Below are 25,647 nucleotides of genomic sequence, written 5' to 3'. Positions count from 1 at the left end.
TTACGGGCTTGGGGAACGGCGGAACTCATGCCGCGCATTGCTGCCGAGCGTTAGTTCAAGAAAATCTGCCAACACCAATCCAGCGCGTCGTTCCCTGCTTGCGCTCCACAGCAGTAAAATCAGTGCGGCGGCACTTAGGGCTAGGATGATAGCGCCGGAGAGGCCCATTTTGTCTTCACGGTACAATCCCACCGCGATCACCGGAAACAGCGCTCCCACCAGACACAGATAGAACATGCCATTGATGTCGGAACCCGACCGGCCAGCGATGCGGCAACCCGTCCCATCGTCATGAATCCAACCGACGAGCATGGGGCCTTGGCGATCAACCATGCTGTTCCACAAACAAATGAAACGGCCAAGGACAAAGCCACGCGGGCCATCGTGTGGGTCATACCAAGGCTGCTTGCATTCCCGAATTCGGCTTTTGCTCTCGGCGATGCCAAGAGGCGTCTTCAGTTCGAAGGCAAATCCGAGGGGGAGGAAGGCCATCTCACGCCTTCTCGAGCAGCCCTTCTTCCTTGATCCGCTTTTGCCAGATTTTCGGCGCGTTGACGTGGACGTTCTGGCCTTCGCTATCGACCGCGACGGTGACGGGGAAGTCCTTGACCTCGAATTCGTAGATCGCCTCCATGCCGAGGTCGGCGAAGCCGACGACCTTCGAGCCCTTGATCGCGCGCGCGACGAGATAGGCGGCGCCGCCGACCGCCATCAGATAGGCGCTCTTGTGCTTGGCGATCGCCTGCGTTGCGGCGGGGCCGCGTTCGGCCTTGCCGACGCAGGCGAGCAGGCCCTGTTCGAGCATCATGTCCATGAACTTGTCCATGCGCGTCGCGGTGGTGGGGCCGGCGGGGCCGACGATTTCCTCGCCCACCGGATCGACCGGGCCGACATAATAGATGACGCGGCCCTTGAACTCGACGGGCAGCTCTTCACCCTTGGCGAGCATGTCGGCGATGCGCTTGTGCGCGGCATCGCGGCCGGTGAGCATCTTGCCATTGAGGAGGATGCGGTCGCCCTGTTTCCAGCTGGCGACGACTTCGGGGGTCAGCGTGTCGAGGTCGACGCGTTTCGCCGCGCTGTCCGGCGCCCAGTCGATCTGCGGATAGTCGGCGAGCACCGGCTTTTCGAGATAGGCGGGGCCGCTGCCGTCGAGGGTGACGTGCGCGTGGCGGGTGGCGGCGCAGTTCGGGATCATCGCGACGGGCTTCGACGCGGCGTGGGTCGGCCAATCCTTGATCTTGATGTCGAGCACGGTCGCGAGGCCGCCGAGCCCCTGCGCGCCGATGCCGAGCGCATTGACCTTTTCATAAAGCTCGATGCGCAGTTCCTCTGTCGGATTGCTCGGCCCGCGTGCGAGCAGTTCGGTCATGTCGATCGGGTCCATCAACGACTGCTTGGCCAGCAGCATCGCCTTTTCGGCGGTGCCGCCGATGCCGATGCCGAGCATGCCGGGGGGGCACCAGCCCGCGCCCATCTGGGGCACCATTTCGAGCACCCAGTCGACGATCGAATCCGACGGGTTCATCATCTTGAACTTCGACTTGTTCTCGCTGCCGCCGCCCTTCGCCGCGACGTCGATATGCACCTTGTCGCCGGGAACCATCTCGACATTCAGCACCGACGGGGTGTTGTCCTTTGTGTTGACGCGGCTGAACGCAGGATCGGCGAGGATCGAGGCGCGCAGCTTGTTGTCGGGGTGGAGATAGGCGCGGCGGACGCCTTCGTCGACGACCTGTTGCAGGCTGCGCGGGCTGTCGAGGCGGCAGTCCATGCCCCATTTGATGAACACCGTGACGATGCCCGTGTCCTGGCAGATCGGACGGTGTCCCTCGGCGCACATGCGACTGTTCGACAGGATCTGCGCCATCGCGTCCTTCGCAGCGGGCGACACCTCGCGCTCATAGGCGGCGCCCAAGGCGCGGATATAGTCCATCGGGTGAAAATAGCTGATGTACTGGAGCGCGTCGGCGACGGTTTCGATGAGGTCGTCTTCGCGGATGATGACGGTGTTCATGTGCAGCCCTTTGCCCGGTTTCGTGAGTCGCGGTTTTCCTAGACCCGCATCGCGGCAACGGAAAGGGGTCAGCGCCTGCGGCGCCCGAAACCGGTCGCGGGCGGGCTCGCCGGGTGGCGCGCGGACGGGCGGACGACGGGGCGAAGGGGTGGCGCGGTGAGTGCGACGACGAGCGGACGGCCCCGCATCATGCCGCGCCAGCAGGCGATGGCCGTGGTCCCGAGCAGCACGATCCAGCCGCCACCCGCGGCTGCGAGCAGCGTCCAGCCATAATGGGCGGGCAGGGCGATCGCCATCAGCGTAGGGACGCAGGCGACGATGACGAGCGTTCCCGCCAAAGTCCACCAGCGCCCGCCGAGCTGTGCGAGCGCAAGCCCGATCGCGACATTGGTCAGCGCCAGCAATACGAATTTGGCGGCGACCGGATAGGGCAGGCTTGCCATCGCGGGCGAATAATCGCCTGCAGTGAAGGCGGCCTGGATGTCGAACAGCAGCCAGTTTTCATACCCGTCGCAAAGCGCGGCCAGGATCGGCAGCGCGGCGGCGACGGCGAACAGGCGTAGCCCCGTCTCGCGTCCCAGCGCGATCAGGCCGCTGGCCAGGAATCCGGCGTAAAGCAGCATGTAGAGATAGTCGCGCTCGTTGCCGGTTCGCATTGCGGCGAGGCGCCCGACCTGCCGCGGGTCGCTATCGGGTCCGAAGATCGCGAGAAGATCGTCCTGCCCACCCGCGAACTCGAAGGCAAGCACCGGTGCGCCGTAGCCCGGCTCGGCGGCGAAGCTGTCTTGCGGGAAGGTTTGGCTCAGACAAAGGCCGACCGTTATGGTGCCGAAACCGAGGAAAAGCGCCGCGAGCCACCAGCGTACCGCTGGCAGCGCGCCCGCATTCAACCTATTGGCACTCGGCGCATTTGCCGCGCACTTCGATCACCGGGCGCTCGGCAGCAAATCCGGTCGCGGCGGCGGCGGCGCGCACGCCGTCGGACAGCTTGTCATTATCGACATGGACGGCGTTGCCGCAGCTGTCGCAGATCAGGAAGATGCAGTCGTGCAGGCAGCCCGGATGGCTGTTGGCGACAAAGGCATTGGCGCTTTCGACCCGGCGGACGAGATTGTTGGCAACGAACAGGTCGAGGATACGGTAGACGCTGTTGGGCGCGACGCGCTTGCCGCGTTTTTGCGAGACGATGTCGGCGATTTCATAGGCGCTCGCTGGCTTGCCAATTTCAGCGACCGCATCGAAAATCTGCGCGCGCATGTCGGTCCACGCTTCGCCGGCCTTTTCGAGCGCGTCCTGCGCCGCATTGGCGAGCGAGGCGCCGCTGGCCTCGATATGCGCATGTTCGTGCTTGCCCATAGGGATAATGTAGGCGCTTTGGAGGGCGCCCGCAAGCTGCGGGCAATGCGTATCAGTGCGCCGCGCGGCGATTGAGATCGTGCCCGAGCGCGACAACCGCTACCCCGATCATCGTCGCGAGCACTTCGCTGCCGTCATGCGGCCGCGACAGCGCGCCCGCCATCATGCCCAGCCCGAAGCTGCCGACCGCGAAAGGCATCATATAGCCGTGGCTGAGCACCCCGGCGACGAGCGTAACCAGCGCAAAGCCGATCGCAACGACCAGCCCGATCTCGTGAAAGGCAGGATGCAACAACGCGCCGCCGACCGAGGCGAGCGAGGCGAAGAAGATCGTGCTGGCAAGACAGTGGACGAGGCACAGGCCCGACAGGCCGATGGCGAGCTGATCGCCCGTCAAAGCGGTCAGCGGCCGCGAATCGCGCGCAGCCCGAACCAGCGCACTAAGGCGCGTCAGAACAGGGGCATGGCTGGCGACGTGCGTCACCCGATTCTCCAAGGAAAGCAATTGCAGGCCTTGATATGGCATATCATGACAAAGGTTACAATGTCACATTATGACATTTCTTCGCGTGAGCGCCTCTCCCGTCACCCCCGCGAAGGCGGGGGTCCAGCTATCTTCAGTCGTTAAGAGCGTCGAACAAGTCGATCCAATCGGGATTCTGCTCTTCGATCAGCCGGAATTTCCACGCACGGTTCCATTTCTTCATTGCCTTTTCGCGGGCGATGGCGTCGCGAATGTCGTTATGCGGCTCCGCATAGACGAGGCGGTTCAGGCCATAGCGTTTGCAGAAATCGGAGCCGTTACCCGTGCGGTGCTGAAAAATGCGGGCAGGGAGGTGCGCGGTGACGCCGATATAGATGGTGCCGCGATAACGGTTGGCCATGATGTAGACGTGACCGCCCGTCATCTTAAGCTGGACCCCCGCCTTCGCGGGGGTGACGATGAAGGATACGAGGGGGAATAGGTAGGAGTGTCATCCCCCCGCTTCGGCGCGCAAGGCTTTGCGGTCCAGTTTGCCGATCATCGTCTTGGGCAGATGATCGCGCACCTCGACGGCGCCCACGCGTTCATGCTTGCCGAGTTGCGGGTTGAGCCAGGCGGCGAGCGCGTCGCCCGAGACGTCGTAGCCCTCTTCCAGCGTGACGAAGGCCTTGGGGTGTTCGCCGCGATAGGGATCGGGGACGCCGAGGACGATCGCTTCCTTGACCGCCGGGTGCTGGTAGAGTTTGTGCTCGATCTCGCTCGGATAGACCTTGAAGCCGCCAACCGCGATCATGTCCTTCAGCCGGTCGACGATGCGGATATAGCCGTCGGCGTCGATCGTCGCGACGTCGCCGGTGCGCAGCCAGCCGTCGGCGGTGAAGCTGTCCTGGTCGGCATCGGGGCGGTTCCAGTAGCCGCGCATGATCTGCGGCCCTTTGACCGCCAGCTCGCCGGGCTCGCCCACGGGCGCGTCCTTGGCCGGATCTTCCTTGTCGAGCAGGCGGATATGGGTCGCGGGGATCGGCTGGCCGATCGTTCCCGCCTTGACCGGACCCTCATAGGGGTTGGTCGCGACGACCCCGGCGCTTTCGGTGAGGCCATAGCCTTCGACGAGCGACGCGCCGGTCGCTGCAACGAACTTCTCGCGCAGTTCGGCGGGCATCGGCGCGCCGCCCGAGATGCAGACGCGCAAGCTGGAGAAATCGGTCTTGGCAAGGTCGGGATGGTCGAGCAGCGCCTGATACATGGTCGGCACGCCGGGCAGCGCCGTCGCCTTCGTTCGGGTGATCGTCTGCAGCGCCTGTTTCGCGTCGAAGCGCGGGAGCATTGCGATCATGCCGCCGTTCAGCACCGTCCGGTTGAGGACGCAGGTATTGGCGAAGACGTGGAAGAAGGGCAGCACGCCGAGGATGCGGTCGTCGGCGTCGCGGTCGGGGTCGATCGCATTGACCTGCCGCGCGTTGGCGGTCAGATTCTGGTGCGTCAGCATCGCGCCCTTCGGCGTGCCCGTCGTGCCGCCGGTATACTGGATCAGCGCGACATCGCCTTCCGGGTCGATGGCGACCGGATCGGGGCGCGCATCATTGTCGGTCAGCGCCGAAAAACGGATGATGCGCGGATCGTCGGGCACCGCCGCCGTCTCCTTGCGGCGGAACAGGCGGTAGAGGATCGACTTGGCCGCGGGCAGCCCGCCGGCGATCGAGCCGACGACCAGCCGCTTCAGGCTCGACCCCTCGAGCACCGCGAGCGCCGTCGGCAACAGTGCCGAGGCGCTGATCGTGAACAGCGTGTCGGTTCCCGAATCCTCCACCTGCGCCTCGAGTTCGGCGACCGTGTAGAGCGGCGAGAAATTGACGACCGTCGCACCCGCGGCAAGCGCGCCATAATAGGCGGCGACATAATGCGGGACATTGGGCAGGAACAGGCCGACCCGGCTGCCTTTGCCGATGCCGCGCTGCTGCAGGCCGCGCGCGACGCGGGCGACCCCGTCCGCGACTTCGGCATAGCTGAAACGGCGCCCCATGAAGTCGAGCATCGGCGCCTCGCCGCGCCGCGCGACGCTGTCGGCGAGCATGGCGGGCAGCGAGAGCGGCGCGAACGACTGGTCCCAGGCGGCGGGGTGGCGATATTCGGTCGACCAGTCGTAGAGCGTGCCCATCGGGGGATGGCGTCCTTTCGCAAAATGAGGCGGGATTTCCTTACACTAGGGTCAGTAAGCCGATATCGCAATCGGCAGCGCGCTTGCGGGCTGGCGCCTCGGCGGCTAGGCAGGGCCATCGTCTTTGCAGGGGATCGTCATGTTGCAGCTTTCATCTCGGATCGTCGCGGCCGTTGCCGTCATGGGCTGTCTGTTTGTGACCCCCGCGTCTGCAAAGGACAAAGACAAGGCCCCGCCCCGCCCGGCGCAGATCGAACAGCTCTATGCATGCCGCGACATCGCCGATCCGGCGCAGCGTCTTGCCTGTTTCGACCGCGAGGTTGGGTCGCTTGCCAGTGCGGACGAGGCCCGCGAAATTGTCTTTACCGACCGCGAAACGGCCAAGAAGACGCGCCGTGGCCTGTTCGGGTTCAGCTTTCCCAAGCTCGGCGGCATTTTCGGCGGCGACGAGGATGAGGTGCGCGAGATCGATACGGTCATCAAATCGGTGAGCATGAACCAGTCTGGGAAATATGTGATGACGATGGAAGACGGCGCCGTCTGGTCGCAGATCGATACGACGGTATTGCCGCGGCAACCTAAGCCCGGCCAGAAGATCCATATCAAGACCGCGACGATGGGCAGCTATTTCGCCAGCGTAGAGGGTGGGCGGTCGATCCGCATGAAGCGCGACCGCTGACCACCTGGCGCCTTTGACTGCCGTGCCATGACCACGACCGCGCGATTGAGCCGGCCGACGGCTGGCGCTTCGCCCTTTGTACTGCTCGACGACGCGCGGGCAGAGAATGCAGCGTGCGCGCGGCTGTTCCGCGATCCGATAGAAATCCTCTGCGCGCGTGAGGTGCGGGACGTGGCGGCTCTGCTTGATGGTCTGGCGGCGGCGCGCGCGGGCGGGCTGCATGTCGCCGGCTACCTCGCTTATGATGGAGGCAAGGCGCTGGCGCCCGCCTCGCGGCACCGCTCTGCCTTGCCGATGGACTTCGATGCGCCGCTCGGCTGGTTCGGCCTGTTCGAGCTTGTCGAGCGGATCGATGCCGACGCAGTTGCGTCGCTTCTTCCCGATCCCGATGCCGCTTGGATCGGCGCTCCACAGCCGCGCGTGGCGCGTGCGGACTATGAGGCCGCTGTCGCGCGGGTTCTCGATTATATTCGCGCCGGCGACATTTATCAGGCCAATCTGACCTTTCGCGCCGACGTGCCCTTCGCGGGCGATCCGCTCGCCGTCTATGCGCGGCTGCGGCAGACGGCGCGGGCGGGATATGGCGGTTTTATCTGGACCGGCGAGCAGGCGATCGCGTCGCTGTCGCCCGAGCTTTTTTTCGCGCTGCGCGGCGGCGCGGTGATGGCGCGGCCGATGAAGGGGACGGCCGCGCGTCGCGCCGATCCCGAAAGCGACGCGCGCGGGGCGCGGGCGCTCGCGCAGGATCCCAAGCAGCGTGCCGAAAATCTGATGATCGTCGACCTGCTCCGCAACGATCTGTCGCGCGTTGCCGAGGCCGGATCGGTCGCGGTGCCCGAACTGTTTCGCGTCGAAACCTATCCCACGATTCATCAGCTCGTCTCTGACGTCACCGCGCGCCTGCCCGCGGACAAGGGGGCCGCGGACGTGCTGCGCGCCGCCTTTCCCTGCGGGTCGATCACCGGCGCACCCAAGGTGCGGGCGATGGAGATCATCGACGAACTGGAGGACGAAGCGCGCGGACTTTACACCGGTTCGATCGGCTTCATCGCGCCCGATGGCGAGGCGGCGTTCAATGTCGCGATCCGCACGCTCGTCTTTCCGTCGCAGCGCGACTTGCGCGACGGGGCGCATTGCGCCACGCTGGGACTGGGTTCCGGAATCGTCGCCGACAGCGAACCGGCTGAAGAATGGCGCGAATGTCTGGCCAAGGGGGAATTTGTGGTCGCTGCCGGGCAAAGCTTCGATCTGATCGAGACGATGCACTTCGATCCCGTGGACGGCGTCCAGCGGCTCGAGGGGCATCTGGCGCGCATGAAGGCGAGCGCCGAGGCTCTGGGCTTTCGTTTCGACCGCCACGGCGCGCGCAACAATCTGCAGTCGGCGACCTTTCGCCTGCGCAGCGCCGCGCGCGTGCGGATGCGGCTCGCGCCTTCGGGCGCGCTTGCGGTCGAGGTGTCGCCATTGCCGCGGCTTGCCGAGCTCCCGGTGCCGGTCGCCGTCGCGCCTGCGCCGCTCGCTCCCGGCGATTTCCGTCTGACCCACAAGACCAGCCTTCGCGGCGCCTATGACGAAGTGCGCGCGGCGCACGGCACCGCCGAAGTCGTGTTCGTCGACGAGCCGGGGTTCGTAACCGAAGGAAGCTGGAGCAACATCTTCGTCGAACGCGACGGCCTGTTGCTCACGCCGCCGCTGTCGCTCGGCCTGTTGCCCGGCGTGCTGCGCGCCGAACTGGTCGAAAAGGGGCGGGCGGTCGAGTCGCATCTGCGCCTCGCCGATCTGGCGGACGGCTTCTTCATCGGCAATTCGCTGCGCGGGCTGATCCCGGCGCGGCTGGCGCAGCCCGCAGGCTGAACTTTCGGCTTGCATAGCTAATTTATGGCGCCGCCGACTTGCCTATTGCGGGCGGAGGCTTTAGGCGCGGCCCCGCGCAATTTCCTGTCATTTTGCAGCCTGTCCGCGCAAGCCACGGAAAGTATCGTCATGTCGCTGAAGCCGCACACCTCCGCCGCCCTCAACCGCATCCAGCCGTCGGCCACGCTCGCGATGACCGCGCGCGTCACCAAGCTGAAAGCGGACGGCGTCGACGTGATCGGCCTGTCGGCGGGCGAGCCCGATTTCGACACGCCCGATTTCGTCAAGGAAGCGGCGATCGAGGCGATCCGCGGCGGCCAGACCAAATATACGCTGGTCGACGGCACGGTCGCGCTCAAGGAAGCGATCCGCGGCAAGTTCCGCCGCGACAACGGGCTCGACTTCGGGCTCGACCAGATCACGGTCAATGTCGGCGGCAAGCATACGCTGTTCAACGCGCTCGTCGCGACTGTCGACCCCGGTGACGAGGTGATCATCCCGGCACCCTATTGGGTTAGCTATCCCGACATCGTCGCCTTTGCCGGCGGCACGCCGGTGACGATCGAGGCGTCGGCGGCGCAGCATTACAAGATCACGCCCGAACAGCTCGACGCCGCGATCACCGCGAAGACGCGCTGGATCATCTTCAATTCGCCGTCGAACCCGTCGGGCGCCGCCTATTCGCCCGAGGAACTCGACGCGCTGGGCGAGGTCATCCGCCGCCATCCGCATGTGATGGTGATGACCGACGATATGTACGAACATGTCTGGTACGCCGATTTCGCCTTCTCGACGCTGGCGCAGCGCTGCCCCGACCTGATCGACCGTATCCTGACCGTCAACGGCTGTTCCAAGGCCTATGCGATGACCGGCTGGCGCATCGGCTATGCCGGCGGCCCCGCCTGGCTGATCAAGGCGATGGGCAAGCTGCAATCGCAGTCGACGTCGAACCCCTGTTCGGTGGCGCAGGCCGCGGCGGTGGCCGCGCTCGGCGGTCCGCAGCAGTTTCTCGAGGAGCGCAACGCCGCGTTCCGCAAGCGCCGCGACATGGTCGTCGCGATGCTCAACGACGCGCCGGGGCTGAACTGCCCGGTTCCCGACGGGGCCTTCTATGTCTATCCCGACGCGAGCGGCTGCATGGGCAAGACGACCCCCGACGGCAAGCCGATCGACAGCGACGAAGCGTTGATCGACTATTTCCTCGATACCGCGCGCGTCGCGGCGGTGCATGGCGCGGCCTTCGGTCTGTCGCCAGCCTTCCGCGTTTCCTATGCGACGTCGGAGGCGGTGCTCAAGGAAGCGTGCATCCGCATCCAGCAGGCTTGCGCCGCGCTGCGCTGACCGCGGCGCCGGACCGGCGCCGTCTGAACGATGCCCCTTCATCCGGTTCACCGGATAGTAAGCCATTATCGCTATGGGTGATGGCGGTCACTGCACGGCGGCACGGGGCGCGCCATATCGTCGCTGTAACCGAGGGGGCCTCCCCCGCGAAAACGACAATATGACAAAAAGAGGCTTTTATGTTTTCGATGTTCCGCTCCGACTGGTTTCCGACCATGCTCGCCGGCTTCGCCATTGGTGCCTTGATCGTCGTGCTGAATCAGCCGGCGGTCGCCATGCCGATCTGACCGTGATGCGGCGCCCCTTCGCCGCGCTGATCGCTGCCGCGGTGCTGGCGCAATGCGCGCCCGCGCAGGCGGAAAGCGTCGTCAAGCTCCCCGCGGCGGCCGTCGATCCCGCAGTGAAGACGAAGCGTGCGGTTGCCGTGCTCGCGGGCGGATGCTTCTGGGGCGTCGAAGGCGTCTTTTCCAATGTGAAGGGCGTCGTGTCGGTCGAATCGGGCTATCATGGCGGCAGCAAGGCCACCGCCGAATATGACCAGACCTCGTCCGGCACGACCGGACACGCCGAGTCGGTTCGCATCGTCTATGATCCGTCGATGGTCAGCTATGGCACCTTGTTGCGCATCCTGTTTTCCGTGGTCGCCGACCCGACGCTGAAAAACCGGCAGGGTCCCGACAGCGGCACCCAATATCGCGCCGCGATCGTGCCGATGGATGCCGCGCAGCGACAGGTCGCGACCGCGTATCTGGCACAGATCGGCAAGGGCCGTTATTTCAAGGCGCCGATCGTGGTCCCGGTCGAAAGCTACAAAGGCTTTTACCGCGCCGAAGCCTATCATCAGGATTTCATGCGCCTGCATCCCGACAATGGCTATATCCGCCGCTGGGACGCGCCCAAGCTGGCGGCGCTGAAACGCCTCTATCCCGAATGGGTGCGGGCGACCCCGGCGCCCTGAACGGCGCCGCACGCGGCGAGCCGTTCAGTGTTCCGCCACTTATCGCGCGATAGGAATCATTCACCGCAAATCGCTGGTCCGCGCAGGCGGAGTGCGGGACGCATGGTGCCGACCAAAAAGGTCGGGCGATAAACTGGTCGCGGGTTGCGGGGTTATGATGGCGTTGGGATTTTCGGGCAGGCGGCTGCTCGGTATGGCGATTGGCGGTATGGCGCTGGCGGGCTGTGTCAGCGGCGCGGCACTGGTGCCGACGCCGCGGCAGGCGCAAACGGCGCCGCGCGGTGCGGTCAGCGTTCCCATCGGGCCGCCGGTCAGCACCGCAACCCCGGCGCGCGCGGTGAATGCGCCCCCAAAGGACGTCGTCGATCCGGGCTTCCGGCGCCCGCCGAGTGGTCTCAGCGACCGGATTTCCCAGCTTTGGCGAACTTTTCCGGGCAAGACCGGCATCGCCGTCCAGCGTATCGACGGCGAATGGTCGTTTTCGGAACGCGGCGGCGAATTGTTCCCGCAGCAGAGCGTGTCGAAACTGTGGGTGGCGATGACCGTGCTCGATGCGGTCGATCAGGGCAAGCTCAGCCTCGACCGCCAGGTGGACATTGGTCCCAACGACCTCACCCTGTTCCATCAGCCGCTCGCGGCGCGCGTGCGGTCCGAAGGCAAGGTGACGATGAGCGTGCGCGACCTTATCGAAACCGCGATCACGCACAGCGACAACACCGCCAACGACAGCCTGCTGCGCACGGTGGGCGGTCCCGAGGCGGTCCGGCGCTTCATCGCGAAGAAGGGTCTGGGATCGATCCGTTTCGGTCCCGGCGAACGCCTGTTGCAGAGCGCGACCGCGGGCCTGTCGTGGCAGCAGAGCTATTCGCGGGGCAACGCCTTCCAGCAGGCGCGCGCGGCGCTGCCCGATTCGACGCGCAAGGCCGCGCGCGAGGCCTATCTTGCCAATCCGATGGACGGCGCCGCGCCGGCGGCGATCGCGAGCGCATTGACCCGGCTGGCGCGCGGGGCGCTGCTGTCGCCCGAATCGACGCAATATCTGATGGGCGTGATGAGCCGGACGCACAGCGGGCCGAAGCGGCTGAAGGCCGGGCTCCCCTCGGGCTGGGACTTCATGCACAAGACCGGCACCGGCCAGGATTACAAGGGCGAGACGGCAGGCTATAACGACATCGGCATCGCCACCGCACCCGACGGTACGCGCTATGCCATCGTCGTGATGCTGGGCGATACATCGGCGTCGATCCCCGCGCGCATGGCGCTGATGCAGGCGGTTTCCGGCGCGGTGGCCGAATTTCACGGAAAGTAGGCTTCGATGAAAAGGGTGATGGTTCCGCTGCTGGCGCTGCCGCTGGTCCTGTCCGCCTGCGCAACGCCCGAGACGCGGCTGCGCAACGGGCTTCAGAATGCGGGTCTGTCGAAGGCGATGTCGACGTGCATGGCGGGGCGCATGGTCGACCGGCTGTCGCTCGTCCAGCTTCGCCGCCTGTCGGCGCTGGGCAGCCTGAAAGACCGCGAAATCACCGACCTGACGCTCGACCAGTTCTTCCGCAAGGTCCGCGCGCTAAAGGATCCGGAGATATTGGCGGTGACGACCAGCTCCGCCGCGGTGTGTGCGCTGCGCTGATCCAACCGCCGCTTTGGCGCGTGTCAAGATTTTCTGGGCGCGGCAGGGGTAGCCTTGCCGCGCAACTTGTGCTTATGCGGCGCCGCATATCTCCCCGCTTACAGAGTCGAAAGGCCCGGCAGAGCTCATGAACATCCACGAATATCAGGCCAAGGAACTGCTCGCGAAATTTGGCGTCGCGGTGCCCAAGGGCATTCCCGCGATGAGTGTCGAGGAAGCCGTCGCGGCGGCAAAGCAGCTCCCCGGACCGCTTTACGTCGTCAAGGCACAGATCCACGCGGGCGGCCGCGGCAAGGGCAAGTTCAAGGAACTCGGCCCCGACGCCAAGGGCGGCGTTCGCCTGGCGAAGAGCATCGAGGAAGTCGAAGCGCACGCCAAGGACATGCTGGGCAACACGCTGGTGACGATCCAGACCGGCGAGGCCGGCAAGCAGGTCAACCGCCTGTACATCACCGACGGCGTCGACATCGGCAAGGAATTCTACCTCGCGCTGCTCGTCGATCGCGCCACCAGCCGCATCGCGGTCGTCGCGTCGACCGAAGGCGGGATGGACATCGAGGAAGTCGCGCACTCGGCCCCCGAAAAGATCCACACCATCACCATCGATCCCGCCACCGGCCTGATGCCGCACCACGGCCGCGCGGTGGCCAAGGCGCTCGACCTGTCGGGCGACCTCGCCAAGCAGGCGGCGAAGATCCTCGAGGGCCTCTATGCCGCATTCCTCGGCACCGACGCCTCGCAGATCGAAATCAACCCGCTCGCCATCTGCCCGACCGACGAAGGCGACAAGCTCTATGTCCTCGACGCAAAGGTCGGCTTCGATTCGAACGCGATGTTCCGTCACAAGGATCTCGCCGAGCTGCGCGACCTGACCGAAGAAGATCCGGCCGAGGTCGAGGCGAGCGAATATGACCTTGCCTACATCAAGCTCGACGGCAATATCGGCTGCATGGTCAACGGCGCCGGCCTGGCGATGGCGACGATGGATATCATCAAGCTCAACGGGGCTTTCCCGGCGAACTTCCTCGACGTCGGCGGCGGCGCGAACAAGGAAAAGGTCACCGCGGCGTTCAAGATCATCCTCAAGGATCCCGCCGTTCAGGGCATTCTCGTCAACATCTTCGGCGGCATCATGAAGTGCGACATCATCGCCGAAGGCATCGTCGCCGCGGCGAAGGAAGTGAATCTGTCGGTGCCGCTGGTCGTCCGCCTGGAAGGCACCAACGTCGAAAAGGGCAAGGAAATCCTGGCAAACTCGGGTCTCGCGATCGTTCCCGCGAACGATCTGGGCGACGCGGCGAAGAAGATCGTCGCCGAGGTTGCCAAGGCGGCCTGACTGGTTTTCCCTTTCCGCTCTTGCGGCGGAAGGGGTCGCCCACAGGTTGACGTTTACGTAAACGCCAATTATGGCGCACTGCACAATTCTTCGAGAGGAGCTGAAAAGCCATGAAAATCCTCGTCCCCGTGAAGCGGGTGCTCGATTACAACGTGAAGCCGCGGGTGAAGGCGGACGGCACGGGCGTTGACCTTGCCAACGTCAAGATGTCGATGAACCCCTTCGACGAAATCGCCGTCGAAGAGGCGATCCGCCTCAAGGAAAAGGGCGTCGCGACCGAGATCGTCGCCGTCAGCGTCGGCCCGGCCAAGGCGCAGGAAACGCTGCGTACCGCGCTTGCGATGGGCGCCGACCGCGCGATCCTGGTGCAGACCGACGATGAAGCCGAACCGCTCGCGATCGCGAAGATATTGAAGGCGATTGCCGATGCCGAAACGCCGGGTCTCGTGATCCTCGGCAAGCAGGCGATCGACGGCGACAACAACCAGACCGGCCAGATGCTCGCCGCGCTCACCGGCTGGGCGCAGGGCACCTTCGCCAGCGCCGTGAACGTCGAAGGCGATCATGTCAGCGTGACGCGCGAAGTCGACGGCGGTCTCGAAACGGTGAAACTGAAGCTTCCCGCGATCGTCACCACCGACCTGCGTCTGAACGAGCCGCGCTACGCGTCGCTGCCGAACATCATGAAGGCGAAGTCGAAGCCGCTCGATACCAAGGCGCCCGCCGATTACGGCGTCGACACGGCGCCGCGCGTCAAGACGGTCAAGGTTTCGGAACCGCCCGTCCGCTCGGCCGGCGTCAAGGTCGCCGATGTCGATGAACTGGTTGCCAAGCTGAAGGCGATGGGAGTGCACTCATGAAAACGCTCGTTTGGGTCGAACATGACGGCAGCGCCGTCAAGGATGCCACGCTCGCTGCGGTGACCGCCGCGTCGAAGCTTGGTGAAGTCCATCTGCTCGTCGCCGGTGAAGGCGTCGATGGCGTTGCCAAGGCTGCGTCGGAAATCGCGGGCGTGGGCAAGGTGCATGTCGCCGACAACGCCGCCTTCGGTCACAACCTGCCCGAAAATATCGCGCCGCTCGTCGCCGATCTGATGGGCAGCCATGACGCGTTCGTCGTGCCCGCGACGACGACCGGCAAGAATATCGCGCCGCGCGTCGCCGCGCTGCTCGACGTGATGCAGATTTCGGAAATCCTGTCGGTCGAGGGTCCGAAGACCTTTACGCGTCCGATCTATGCCGGCAACGCGATTGCGACCGTCGAATCGTCGGATGCGAAGCTTGTGCTCACCGTTCGCGGTACCGCCTTCGAAAAGGCGGCGGCGACCGGCGGTTCGGGTGCGATCGAAGCCGTCTCGGCTGGCGGCGACGCCGGCATTTCGAGCTTCGTCGGCGCCGAAATCGCCAAGCAGGATCGTCCCGAGCTCACCTCGGCCAAGATCATCGTGTCGGGCGGGCGTGCGCTGGGTTCGAGCGAGAAATATCAGGAAGTCATCGTGCCGCTCGCCGACAAGCTCGGCGCCGCGCTCGGCGCTTCGCGTGCTGCGGTCGATGCAGGCTACGTCCCCAACGACTATCAGGTCGGCCAGACCGGCAAGATCGTCGCGCCGGAGGTTTATTTCGCGATCGGCATCTCGGGTGCGATCCAGCACCTTGCGGGGATGAAGGATTCGAAGACGATCGTCGCCATCAACAAGGACGAAGACGCTCCGATCTTCCAGGTCGCCGATCTCGGCCTCGTCGCTGATCTGTTCAGCGCGGTGCCCGAACTGACCGGCAAGATCTAACCGCCCGACCATATGGCCGGCAATCATCCCGGAGTGCCCGGACTGGGCGACGCGCCGTTCAACGCCGGCGGTCGCCGGTCCGCGCGGCCGGGGCCGGGGCGCGAAATCGACGATGATGACCGCGCGGCCGACGACGAGGAAGCCGTCCACGGTCGCGCGCTGATTCTGGCCAGCGTCGCGCGCGACGCACGGCTCAACCAGAAATTCCTGTTGCTGATCACGCTGTCGGCGGCGATCGCCACGCTCGGCCTGCTTCAAGGGTCTGCGGCGGTGGTGATCGGCGCGATGCTGGTATCGCCGCTGCTCGGCCCGATCATGGGCGTCGGCTTTGGCCTCGCGACGCTCGAATCCAATCTCATCAAGCGTTCGCTCGTCACGATGGCGGCGGGGATGGCGGTCGCGGTGCTCGTCGCGATGCTGATCATCTGGCTGTCGCCGATCAAGGACGTCACCCCCGAACTGCGCGCGCGGACGCAGCCGACGCTGCTCGATCTCGGTGTCGCCGTCGTCGGCGGCATCGCCGGCGTCTATGCGATCCTGCGCAAGCTGTCGGGCGTCATGGTCGGCGTCGCGATCGCGACGGCGCTGGTTCCGCCGCTCTCGACGATCGGCTTCGGTCTTGCCACCGGCCGCCCCGACTTCGCGCTCGGTTCGGCGCTGCTCTTCCTGACCAACACGCTAGCCATCGCCTTTGCCGCGACGATCGTCGCACGGGTCAACAAATTCGGCCCGTCGCTGACCCCGCAGCATACGGCGATGCAGATAACCGGAATCATCGTCACGCTGGGCGTGCTGTCGATCCCGCTGGCGCTGTCGCTCAACAATATCGCGCGCGAGATCCGCGCACGCTCGGCGGTGCAGTCCGAGCTCAACCGGCTCCTCGGTGACGGCGATCGCATCGACAGCCTGAATGTGCGCACCGAGGGCGAGGAGGTGGCGGTCGACGGCGTTGTCCTCGTCGACCAATATTCGGCGCAGCTCAACGATCAGCTCGCCACCAAGGTGCGCGGCGATCTCGACCGCGACGTCAGCGTCAACCTCGTCCAGCTCAAGCAGCAGACCAACGCCGCAGTGCAGTTCGAGGAGCGGCTGAACCAGCGGCTCGCCACGCTCGAACAGCGTGACGCCGACAGCATGGGGATCATCGCCGGGCTGACCATCGGCGAATTGATTCCGCGCGCGCGGGTGCTGGTCGATGCGCAGGCGCGCCGCGTCGTCGTCCAGCGCGACCGCGAGGGCGAAGGCGAACAGGTCGCTGCGGCGATCGACCGCATCATGGCCGACATCCAGGGCCGCTACCCACAATGGCTGATCGAAAACGGCAGCTTCACCCCCGCCGAACCGCCGAAGGAGACGGCGGACGGCGCGGCCGGGGAAAAGCCCGCGACGGAGCGCCGCTGAGCCGGGCGTCTTGATACCGACGCATTCGCGATCATAGGGTGGGCGCTGCCCCTTTGGAGTCGTTCGATGCCCCAAGCCGACAAGCGCCTTATCCTCGCCGACGGGCTGGCCGCAGGCGACGATGATACGGCGCTGCGTGCCCGGCTGATCGCCGCGGGCGTGTCGGCGGCTTCGGCGAAATATGAGGTCGAGCGGCTCGCAAAGGACCCGATGGCGCTCGCCTTGCGGCGGCAGGCGTCGCGCGGTGCCAAGCAGCAATGGTTGTTCGCCAATCAGGCGCGGCTTGCGCGCGATAGCGAAGGCGGCTTCGCGCTCGATACTGTCGATCGCATCGCGACCGCAGACTTTTATCGCGGCTATTATGATGCGAACCGTCCGGTGAAGCTGGCCGGCCTCGTCGATCATTGGCCCGCCCTGTCGCGCTGGTCGCTCGATCATTTTGCGGCGGTCGCGGGCGGCGCGGCGGTCGAGGCGCAGGTGGGACGCGACGGCGACCCCGATTATGAACTCGCCAAGGACGCTCACCGGCGGATGCTGCGGTTCGGCGAGCTGATCGACTGGTTGCGGGGGGACGAGGTCAGCAACGACATCTATCTGACGGCCTATAACAGCGGTACCAACGCGGCGGCGCTCGCGGTCCTGTGGGACGACCTGGCGCCGATCGACCTCTTGGAACCGCGCGACGGCCGCGACGGCTTTTTCTGGCTCGGTCCCAAAGGGACGCTGACGCCCTGGCACCACGATCTGACGAACAATCTGCTCGTACAGGTCATGGGCCGCAAGCGGGTCCGCATGGCGCCGCCCTGGGCCTTTGCGCAGATGCGCAACAGCCGCCATTGCTTTTCCGACTGGGGCAACGAAGCGCTGCCGGCGGGCGATGGCACCGCCGAAACGCCGCCGGTTCTCGAATGCGTAATCGCGCCGGGCGAGGCGATCTTCCTGCCCGTCGGTTGGTGGCATCAGGTCGAGGCGCTCGACCTGTCGGCGAGCATGAGCTTCACCAACTTCCGCCGTGCCAACGCGCATGTCGATGATTATCGATCTTTCGGAGAAATCGCCTGATGTCCCTTGTCCTCGTCGCCCATTATGATGCCGTCGCAACGGTCACCCTGAACCGCCCCGAGGCGATGAATGCGCTCTCGCGAGCGCTGCGCGCCGAGCTTGCGGCGGTGATGCGGGGGCTCGCCGCCGACGACAGCGTGCGCGCGATCGTGCTGACGGGGGCGGGCGAGCGGGCCTTCACCGCCGGGCTCGATCTCAAGGAACTGGGGGCCGACACCAGCAATCTGGGCGCCGCCAATGCCACCGACGCCGACGAGAATCCGGTCAAGGCGATCGAGCTGTGCCCGCAGCCGGTGATCGGCGCGATCAACGGCGTCGCGATCACCGGCGGGTTCGAGCTTGCGCTCGCCTGCGACATATTGATCGCATCGACGGCAGCGCGCTTCGCCGACACACATGCGCGCGTCGGGGTCATGCCCGGCTGGGGCCTGTCGCAGAAATTGTCGCGGCTGATCGGTATCGGCCGCGCCAAGGAATTGTCGCTGACGGGTAATTTCCTGGGCGCCGAAGCGGCGCGCGACTGGGGCCTCGTCAATCGCGTCGTTGCCCCGGAAGAGCTGGTGCCCGCGGCGCAGGCGCTCGCGCGCGATATCGCCAGCGCCGATCCGGCGATGGTACGACGCTACAAGCGGCTGATCGACGACGGCTATGCGCTGCCCTTCGGTGACGCGATGGCGCTCGAACAGGCGCGGTCGTCGGCGGCGAACCGCGCCGTTCGCGCCGAGGAGGTCGAGGCGCGGCGGATGGCGGTGATGCAGCGGGGGCGTGCGAACATCTGACGCGCGGCCGCGCCACCTGTCACGATTACGGGCTTGCGGAGCCCGAAAATACTTAGCAAGGGGAAGTAATGTCCGATCTGTCGACCTTGCTGCCTCCCTTCATGACGCGCGTTGCCGGTGCCGGCGATCTGTCGAACCTGACTCGCCTTTCCGGCGGCGCCAATATGGAAAGCTGGGCGTTCGAATGGGGCGGCGGCGCCTATGTGCTGCGCCGTGCGCCCTCGGCCGAATATATGGAAGGGCGGCCTTATGGTCATCCGGTCGAGGCTGCGCTGGTCCGGGCGGCGCACGCTGGCGGGGTCAAGGCGCCCGAGGTTATCGGGGTGCTGTCCGATGCCGACGGCATGGGCACGGGCTATGTTATGCGGCGCGTCATCGCCGAAGTCAGTCCGGCGAAGATATTGGCGGCTCCGCCGCGGTCGCTCGTCGCCGATCTGGGGCGCGAACTGGCGTTGATCCACGCGCTGCCGCGCGCCGCGATCCCGGCCGAAATTCCGGTGATGGATACCGCCGCAGCGCTCGCGGAGCTCAAGGCGCGCTTCCTTTCCTATGGCGGTGATCGGCCGGCGATCGCGCTCGCGGTCAGATGGTGCGAGGATCATCTGCCCGAACCCGCCGACCCGGTGCTCGTCCATGGCGACTATCGCATGGGCAATGTCATGGTCGATGCCGATGGTCTTGCCGCCGTGCTCGACTGGGAACTCGCGCATCTGGGCGACGCGCACGAGGATCTGGCCTTCGGCTGCATGACGGTGTGGCGGTTCGGCATGCTCGACAAGCCGGCGTTCGGGGTCGGCAGTCTCGACGATTATTTTGCCGCCTATGAGGCCGCGGGCGGGCGTCCGGTGGACCGCGACCGCTTCAAATATTGGCTCGTCTATCGCACCCTGTGGTGGGCGCTCGGCTGTCTGCAGATGGGGCAGGCGTGGCGGAGCGGCGCCGATACGACGGTCGAACGCGTGGTCGTGGGGCGGCGCACTGCCGAACAGGAACTCGACATCATCCGGCTGCTCGAAGATGGGGCGCCCGCGGCCGAGCGCGCGGCGCCGCTGCCGCCTTCGCCCGCCGCCGCCGCGGCGCCGGTCGGCGAACCGACGACGCAGGAAATGGTGCAGGCGGTGCGCGATTGGCTGGGGGAGGCGATCAAGCCGCAGGCCGAGGGGCATGGCAAATTTCAGGTCGCGGTCGCGATGAACGCGCTCGGCATCGTGATGCGCGATCTTGGCGCGGGCATCCGTGCCGAGGACAAGGCGCTGGCCGGGGACATACTGGCCGGGCGGGCGACGCTTGCCGACCCCGGCCTGCTCGCGCGCTTGCGCCGCGCGGCGCTCGACAAATGCGCGGTCGACAGTCCCAAATATGCCGCGCTCGCCGCGGCGCGGGCCGCCTGGAACGGATAGAGACAAACGGGAGAGAGACGATGGATTTTGCGGTTCCGGCCGATTTGCAGGCCTATCTGGACGAACTCGACGCCTTCATCGCGGCGGAGATCAAACCGCTCGAGGATGCGGACGACAATATCCGCTTTTTCGACCATCGCCGCGAACATGCGCGCACCGATTGGGACAATCAGGGACTGCCGCGCCACGAGTGGGAACAGTTGCTGAAGCAGGCGACCCGCAAAGCCGATGCCGCGGGCCACTGGCGCTTTTCGGCGCCGAAGAAATATGGCGGCAAGGACGGATCGAACCTGTGGATGGCGGTGATCCGCGAGCATTTTGCCGCCAAGGGCCTCGGCCTCCACAATGATCTGCAGAACGAACACAGCATCGTCGGCAATTTTCCCTTCGTCGAGATGTTCGAACAATTCGGCACCAGCGAGGAGCAGAAGCAGGAGTTCATCCTCGGCGGCTTCGAAGGCAAACGCCGCACCGCCTTTGGCCTCACCGAGCCCGATCACGGCAGCGACGCGACGCATATGGAAACGCGCGCGGTGCGCGAAACCCGCGACGGGGTCGAAGGCTGGCTGATCAACGGCGAGAAGATGTGGACGACGGGGATGCATGTCGCGACCCATTGCGCGACCTTCTGCCGCACCAGCGGCAATGACGGCGATGCCAAGGGGATCACCTGCCTGCTCGTCCCCAACCCGTCGCCGGGCCTCGTGATCGAGGAATATCTGTGGACCTTCAACATGCCCACCGATCACCCGCGCGTCAGCTTCACCGATGTTTGGGTGCCCGACAGCGCGCGGCTCGGCCCGGTCGACGGGGGCCTGTCGATCGCGCAAAGCTTCGTCCACCAGAACCGCATCCGTCAGGCGGCCTCGTCGCTCGGCGCCGCGGTTTACTGCATCGAGGAAAGCGTGCGCTATGCGCGCGAGCGCAAGCCCTTCGGCGAAGCGCTGGCGAAGAACCAGGCGATCCAGTTCCCGCTCGTCGAGCTGGCGACGCAGGCCGAAATGCTGCGCCTCCTCATCCGCAAGACGGCGTGGGAAATGGACAATATGCCGCACAAGGAGGTTGAGCGCACCCTCTCCGACAAGGTGAGCATGTGCAATTACTGGGCGAACCGGCTCGTCTGTCAGGCAGCCGATCGCGCGATGCAGGTGCATGGCGGCATCGGTTATTCGCGCCACAAGCCCTTCGAGCATATCTATCGCCACCACCGCCGCTACCGGATCACCGAAGGCGCCGAGGAGATTCAGATGCGCAAGGTTGCGGCCTATCTGTTCGGCTATCTCGGCCCGCGGCGCGAGACGCTGGGGAAGATTTGAGGGCTATATATAAAGGTGGTGCTCCCCCGCGAAGGCGGGGGTCCATCGTCGAAAGGTGCAAACTGGAACCGACCGGAGATGGGTCCCCGCCTTCGCGGGGACACGCGACAAAAAAGGCACGACTCTAACGCTTCCGTACGAACTCCGTTCGCAGCACCAGGCCCCTGATCCCTTCGTAGCGGCAGTCGATCTCGTCGGGATCGGCGGTCAGCCGGATCGACTTGATGACGGTGCCGACCTTCAACGTCTGGCCCGCGCCCTTCACCGGCAGATCCTTGATGAGGACGACCGAGTCGCCGTCGCTCAGTAGATTGCCGACCGCGTCCTTCGCTTGCGGAAGCGCATTGGCCGCCGCCGCCCGCTCGCGCGCTTCGCTTGCGGGCAGCCATTCGCCGCTCGCCTCGTCATAGACATAGTCTTCGTCGTTGCTGCTCATCGGGGCGCTCTATCCATCTATTCCGGTTTGCGAAAGCGCAGCGTGAACTGGTCTGTCTTGCCGCGAATGGCGGGGTCGAAGACATTGGCGGTGCGCGGGTCTTCGGGGCGTTTGTAAAGGTCGCTCTCGGCCTCGAGCACAAAGCCGACGTTGGTCAGCGCCCCGACGACCGCGGCCTTGTCGATGCGGTGCAGGCTGTCGGACAGCGTCGTGCCGCTGCCGTCCGCCGCGCTGTGATCGACCACCACCAGCGTGCCGCCGGGCTTGAGCGCGGCGAAGAGTGCGGCGCTGGCCTTGTCGCCGGTTCCTTCGGGGAAGGGCTTCAAATAGAGATCGTGAAAATTCTGCACCGTCACGATCGCGTCGAGCGGCACCGGAAAAGCCGGAGCGGCGAAGGCGCCGCCAACCGCATCGACATTGGCATAGGCCGCGGCGACCGCGGTCTGGTCGTCGCCATATTGCTTGCGAAAGGCGATGAACTCGGCGGGCTGAAAAGCGTAGACATGTCCCGCGGTGCCCACGGCTCCCGACAGGATGCGGGTCAGATAGCCGCCGCCCATCACATAATCGCCAACGCTCTGGCCCGGCTTGATGCCGGCGAAGGCGAGCAATTCGGCGGGCTTGCGGGCGGCGTCGCGCTCGCGGTCGGCGGCCGGGCGCGCCGGATCGGCAAGCGCTGCCGCATAATCGGCGGCGGGCGCGTCGGCGGCGATGGCCGGAATGGCGGCTGCGGCAAGAGCCGCGGCGGTGGCGACAAGGGTAAAGTGACGGATCATGGCATCGACTCCCGTTGGTTTGTCGCACGGCTATAGCCGTTCGCCGCACGCCGCGCGCGCTTATTTGCACTGTCCGAATTTGATGATAGGTTTCGCACTGAAACCAAATAACGGGAGAGCGAGATGTACGATCTGGTGATTCGCGGCGGCACCGTCGTCGATGGCACGGGCGGTTCGTCCATGGTGGCCGATGTGGCGGTAGAGGGCGATCGCATCGTCGCGGTCGGCACCGACCTCGGCGCCGGGCGCGAGGAAATCGACGCGCGCGGCAAGATCGTCACCCCCGGCTTCGTCGACGTTCACACCCATTATGACGGGCAGGCGACGTGGGATCAGGAAATGGCGCCGTCGAGCTGGCACGGCGTCACCACCGTCGTCATGGGCAATTGCGGCGTCGGCTTCGCGCCCGCGCGGCCCGACCGCCACGACTGGCTGATCGGCCTGATGGAAGGCGTCGAGGATATTCCCGGCACCGCGCTCGCCGAAGGGATGAGCTGGGAATGGGAAACCTTCCCCGAATATATGGATGCGCTCGAAAAACTGCCGCGCACCATCGATGTCGCGTGCCACGTCCCGCATGGCGCGGTGCGCGCCTATGTGCTGGGCGACCGCGAACAGCCGGGCGCGGTGCCGACGGCCGAGGACATCGCCGAAATGTCGCGCATCGTCGAAGAGGGGGTGCGCGCCGGCGCGCTCGGCTTTTCGACGAGCCGCACCGTCATCCACAAATCGGTCAACGGTGAAGTCGTCCCCGGCACGACCGCGACCGCCGAGGAACTGATCGAGATCGGCCGTGCGATGGGCCGCGTCGGTTACGGCGTGTTCGAAATGGCGAGCGACCTCAACCGCGAATGGAACGAGTTCGACTGGATGGGCAAGCTGAGCCGCGAAACCGGGCTGCCCGTGACCTTTGCGGCGCTCCAGTCGATCGCCAAGGAATTGCCGCTCGACGAACAGATCGAAACGATGCGCGCCGAAAATGCCAAGGGTGCCAATATCGTCGCGCAGATCGCGCTGCGCGGCAACGGCATCATCATGGCGTGGCGCGGCACCGTCCATCCCTTCCGCTTCCGCCCGTCGTGGCGCGCCATTGAGGGCCTGTCGTGGGACGAGCAAAAGGCAAAGCTGCTCGACCCCGCGTTCAAGGCGCAGCTCCTTTCCGAAGACAATGACTTCAGCGAAGCGCCGCAGGACATCATGGGGCTGTTGATGGTCGTCGCCGGCGGCTGGACCATGCAGTTCGAGATGGACGAGGATTTCGACTATGAGCCCGGCGCCGATGCCAGCATCGCGGCGCGCGCCACGGCGGCGGGCGTCGATCCGGCCGAATATGCCTATGATCTGCTGTGCCGCGACGATGCGACCGGTTTCGCCTATCTGCCGATCCTCAACTATGCCGACGGCAACCTCGACTTCCTCGAGGCGCTGCAGGACAGCGACGATACGGTGAACAGCCTGTCGGACGGCGGCGCGCATTGCGGCACGATCTGCGATGCCGCGTCGCCCACCTTCATGCTTCAGCATTGGGTGCGCGATCGCAAGCGCGGCGGACGCGTGCCGCTGGAACGGGCGATCAAGCGCCAGTGCCGCGACACGGCGCTGCTCTATGGGCTCGAAGATCGCGGGCTGGTCGCACCGGGCTATCTCGCCGACCTCAATGTCATCGACATGGATGCGATCAAGCTCGGCAAACCGTGGCTCGCCTTCGACCTTCCCGCGGGCGGCAAGCGCCTGCTGCAAAAGGCCGACGGCTATGTTGCGACGGTCAAGTCGGGCGTCGTCACCTTCAAGGGCGGCGAAGCGCAGGGCGCCTATCCGGGCGGCGTGATCCGCGGTCCGCAGCGCGTCGAGCTGGCGATGGCGGCGGAATGATGCGGGCGGTCCGGCTTCGCGCTCCCGCTTCGCTCGACAATCTGACGCTCACCGATCTCGCCGATCCCGGGCAACCCGGGCCGGGCGAGATCCGGGTGCGGCTGGCGGCGTCGTCGCTCAACTTCCACGACTATGCGGTGGTGGCAGGCATGATCCCCGCTGCCGACGGGCGCATCCCGATGTCCGACGGTGCCGGCGTGGTCGAGGCGGTGGGCGAAGGGGTGACGCAGTTCGCGGTGGGCGATCCGGTCGTCTCGATCTTCTTTCCCGACTGGATCGACGGCGCGCCGCCGACGAGCGCTTTCACGCGGGTACCGGGTGACGGCATCGACGGCTATGCCCGCGATGTCGTCGTGACGCCCGACCACTGGTTTACACGCGTCCCGGCGGGCTATTCGGCCGCGGAGGCCGCGACGCTGACCTGCGCCGGGCTGACCGCCTGGCGCGCGCTGTTCGTCGATGATGCGATCCGGCCGGGTTCGACCGTGCTGGTGCAGGGATCGGGCGGCGTGTCGATCTTTGCGTTGCAATTCGCCAAGGCAGCAGGCGCGCGGGTGATCGCGACCAGCTCGTCCGACGATAAGCTCGCACGGCTCAAGGATCTCGGTGCCGACGAGCTGATCAATTACAAGGCGGTTCCCGCCTGGGGCGCAAAGGCGATGGAACTGACCGGCGGGCGCGGCGTCGATTGCGTCGTGGAGATCGGGGGTGCCGGTACGCTCGACCAGTCGATGATTGCAACGCGCGTCGGTGGCCATGTCGCGCTGATCGGCGTGCTCGCGGGCTTTGCCGGGCCGGTGCAGACCGCGCTGCTGATGGCGAAGAATCTGCGCGTTCAGGGTTTGACCGTGGGGAGCCGTCAGCAACAGCTCGACATGATCGCCGGGATCGAGGCAAATGCGATCCGGCCGGTGATCAGCGATCATTTCCCGCTCGAAGGCCTCGCCGATGCGTTCCGCCATCAGGCCGCGAACAAGCATTTCGGCAAGATCGTCGTCGACATCTGATA

25 protein-coding genes are annotated in these 25,647 nt (G+C 65.8%); 16 read left to right on the top strand and 9 right to left on the bottom strand.

The window, feature by feature from the left end:
• From EBMC1_RS07205 to EBMC1_RS07175, 7 genes are all read right to left on the bottom strand, one after another.
• Window positions 1-492 (bottom strand): hypothetical protein, encoded by a 492-nt coding sequence (locus tag EBMC1_RS07205; RefSeq protein ID WP_003042831.1) that lies wholly within the window; start codon window positions 490-492, stop codon window positions 1-3.
• Between the two features lies 1 nt (window position 493).
• The gene (locus EBMC1_RS07200; RefSeq protein WP_003042829.1) at window positions 494-2,017 is read right to left on the bottom strand and encodes a fumarate hydratase; all 1,524 of its coding nucleotides are present in this window, start codon (window positions 2,015-2,017) and stop codon (window positions 494-496) included.
• A 68-nt stretch (window positions 2,018-2,085) separates the two neighbouring features.
• Complete coding sequence (locus EBMC1_RS07195; protein ID WP_003042826.1) at window positions 2,086-2,907, bottom strand: hypothetical protein; 822 nt, start codon at window positions 2,905-2,907, stop codon at window positions 2,086-2,088.
• A gap of 1 nt (window position 2,908) precedes the next feature.
• A complete protein-coding gene (locus EBMC1_RS07190; protein WP_003042824.1) occupies window positions 2,909-3,373 on the bottom strand; it encodes a Fur family transcriptional regulator in 465 nt (154 codons plus the stop codon).
• A gap of 52 nt (window positions 3,374-3,425) precedes the next feature.
• Window positions 3,426-3,857: a MerC domain-containing protein gene (locus tag EBMC1_RS07185; RefSeq protein WP_003042822.1), complete on the bottom strand. Its 432-nt coding sequence runs from the start codon at window positions 3,855-3,857 to the stop codon at window positions 3,426-3,428.
• Window positions 3,858-3,990: 133 nt separating this feature from the next.
• Entirely contained in the window at window positions 3,991-4,281 is a 291-nt protein-coding gene (locus EBMC1_RS07180) for a GIY-YIG nuclease family protein (RefSeq protein ID WP_003042819.1), read from the bottom strand.
• Between the two features lie 66 nt (window positions 4,282-4,347).
• Window positions 4,348-6,015: a long-chain-fatty-acid--CoA ligase gene (locus EBMC1_RS07175; protein WP_003042817.1), complete on the bottom strand. Its 1,668-nt coding sequence runs from the start codon at window positions 6,013-6,015 to the stop codon at window positions 4,348-4,350.
• Between the two features lie 139 nt (window positions 6,016-6,154).
• On the opposite strand from EBMC1_RS07175, the gene EBMC1_RS07170 reads away from it, so the two are divergent.
• From EBMC1_RS07170 to EBMC1_RS07105, 14 genes are all read left to right on the top strand, one after another.
• Window positions 6,155-6,694, top strand: coding sequence for a hypothetical protein (locus EBMC1_RS07170; RefSeq protein ID WP_003042814.1), 540 nt, complete (start codon window positions 6,155-6,157; stop codon window positions 6,692-6,694).
• A 27-nt stretch (window positions 6,695-6,721) separates the two neighbouring features.
• Window positions 6,722-8,548, top strand: a complete 1,827-nt coding sequence (gene pabB, locus EBMC1_RS07165) for an aminodeoxychorismate synthase component I (RefSeq protein ID WP_003042811.1) — start codon at window positions 6,722-6,724, stop codon at window positions 8,546-8,548.
• A gap of 129 nt (window positions 8,549-8,677) precedes the next feature.
• The gene (locus EBMC1_RS07160; RefSeq protein WP_003042809.1) at window positions 8,678-9,889 is read left to right on the top strand and encodes a pyridoxal phosphate-dependent aminotransferase; all 1,212 of its coding nucleotides are present in this window, start codon (window positions 8,678-8,680) and stop codon (window positions 9,887-9,889) included.
• 292 nt (window positions 9,890-10,181) lie between these two features.
• Window positions 10,182-10,847 carry a peptide-methionine (S)-S-oxide reductase MsrA gene (gene msrA, locus EBMC1_RS07155; RefSeq protein WP_003042807.1) on the top strand — a complete coding sequence of 222 codons (666 nt, stop codon included), beginning with the start codon at window positions 10,182-10,184 and terminating at the stop codon, window positions 10,845-10,847.
• Window positions 10,848-11,004: 157 nt separating this feature from the next.
• Entirely contained in the window at window positions 11,005-12,156 is a 1,152-nt protein-coding gene (gene bla / locus EBMC1_RS07150; protein ID WP_051066378.1) for a class A beta-lactamase, read from the top strand.
• A gap of 6 nt (window positions 12,157-12,162) precedes the next feature.
• Window positions 12,163-12,474, top strand: a complete 312-nt coding sequence (locus tag EBMC1_RS07145; RefSeq protein ID WP_040589774.1) for a hypothetical protein — start codon at window positions 12,163-12,165, stop codon at window positions 12,472-12,474.
• A 127-nt stretch (window positions 12,475-12,601) separates the two neighbouring features.
• On the top strand, window positions 12,602-13,810 hold the full coding sequence (gene sucC, locus EBMC1_RS07140; protein ID WP_003042798.1) for an ADP-forming succinate--CoA ligase subunit beta: 1,209 nt from the start codon (window positions 12,602-12,604) through the stop codon (window positions 13,808-13,810).
• A 110-nt stretch (window positions 13,811-13,920) separates the two neighbouring features.
• A complete protein-coding gene (locus tag EBMC1_RS07135; protein WP_003042796.1) occupies window positions 13,921-14,670 on the top strand; it encodes an electron transfer flavoprotein subunit beta/FixA family protein in 750 nt (249 codons plus the stop codon).
• Window positions 14,667-15,596 carry an electron transfer flavoprotein subunit alpha/FixB family protein gene (locus tag EBMC1_RS07130; protein ID WP_003042789.1) on the top strand — a complete coding sequence of 310 codons (930 nt, stop codon included), beginning with the start codon at window positions 14,667-14,669 and terminating at the stop codon, window positions 15,594-15,596. Before EBMC1_RS07135 ends, EBMC1_RS07130 begins: the two co-directional genes overlap by 4 nt.
• Window positions 15,597-15,608: 12 nt before the next feature.
• Complete coding sequence (locus EBMC1_RS17785; protein ID WP_003042786.1) at window positions 15,609-16,997, top strand: DUF389 domain-containing protein; 1,389 nt, start codon at window positions 15,609-15,611, stop codon at window positions 16,995-16,997.
• 66 nt (window positions 16,998-17,063) lie between these two features.
• Window positions 17,064-18,059: a cupin-like domain-containing protein gene (locus EBMC1_RS07120; RefSeq protein ID WP_003042783.1), complete on the top strand. Its 996-nt coding sequence runs from the start codon at window positions 17,064-17,066 to the stop codon at window positions 18,057-18,059.
• Complete coding sequence (locus tag EBMC1_RS07115; RefSeq protein WP_003042780.1) at window positions 18,059-18,838, top strand: enoyl-CoA hydratase; 780 nt, start codon at window positions 18,059-18,061, stop codon at window positions 18,836-18,838. The genes EBMC1_RS07120 and EBMC1_RS07115 overlap by 1 nt, the downstream gene beginning before the upstream one ends.
• A gap of 68 nt (window positions 18,839-18,906) precedes the next feature.
• On the top strand, window positions 18,907-20,238 hold the full coding sequence (locus tag EBMC1_RS07110) for a phosphotransferase (protein ID WP_003042777.1): 1,332 nt from the start codon (window positions 18,907-18,909) through the stop codon (window positions 20,236-20,238).
• 20 nt (window positions 20,239-20,258) lie between these two features.
• Window positions 20,259-21,554: an acyl-CoA dehydrogenase family protein gene (locus EBMC1_RS07105; protein WP_003042775.1), complete on the top strand. Its 1,296-nt coding sequence runs from the start codon at window positions 20,259-20,261 to the stop codon at window positions 21,552-21,554.
• A 124-nt stretch (window positions 21,555-21,678) separates the two neighbouring features.
• Here the strand turns inward: EBMC1_RS07105 and EBMC1_RS07100 are convergent, their stop codons facing one another.
• Together EBMC1_RS07100 and EBMC1_RS07095 are read right to left on the bottom strand one after the other, a co-directional pair.
• The gene (locus EBMC1_RS07100) at window positions 21,679-21,990 is read right to left on the bottom strand and encodes an alkylphosphonate utilization protein (RefSeq protein WP_003042772.1); all 312 of its coding nucleotides are present in this window, start codon (window positions 21,988-21,990) and stop codon (window positions 21,679-21,681) included.
• A gap of 17 nt (window positions 21,991-22,007) precedes the next feature.
• Complete coding sequence (locus tag EBMC1_RS07095) at window positions 22,008-22,766, bottom strand: class I SAM-dependent methyltransferase (protein WP_003042769.1); 759 nt, start codon at window positions 22,764-22,766, stop codon at window positions 22,008-22,010.
• A 123-nt stretch (window positions 22,767-22,889) separates the two neighbouring features.
• Between EBMC1_RS07095 and EBMC1_RS07090 the strand changes: the two genes are divergently transcribed.
• A complete protein-coding gene (locus EBMC1_RS07090) occupies window positions 22,890-24,638 on the top strand; it encodes an N-acyl-D-amino-acid deacylase family protein (protein WP_003042765.1) in 1,749 nt (582 codons plus the stop codon).
• Window positions 24,638-25,645, top strand: coding sequence for a zinc-dependent alcohol dehydrogenase family protein (locus tag EBMC1_RS07085; protein ID WP_003042763.1), 1,008 nt, complete (start codon window positions 24,638-24,640; stop codon window positions 25,643-25,645). The genes EBMC1_RS07090 and EBMC1_RS07085 overlap by 1 nt, the downstream gene beginning before the upstream one ends.
• Window positions 25,646-25,647: the final 2 nt, after the last annotated feature.

It is taken from the genome of Sphingopyxis sp. MC1 (genome assembly GCF_000371385.1).
Lineage (GTDB): Bacteria > Pseudomonadota > Alphaproteobacteria > Sphingomonadales > Sphingomonadaceae > Sphingopyxis > Sphingopyxis terrae.
The sequence above is the reverse complement of the archived record's forward strand: the minus strand, read 5'-3'. Positions and strand labels throughout refer to the sequence as shown.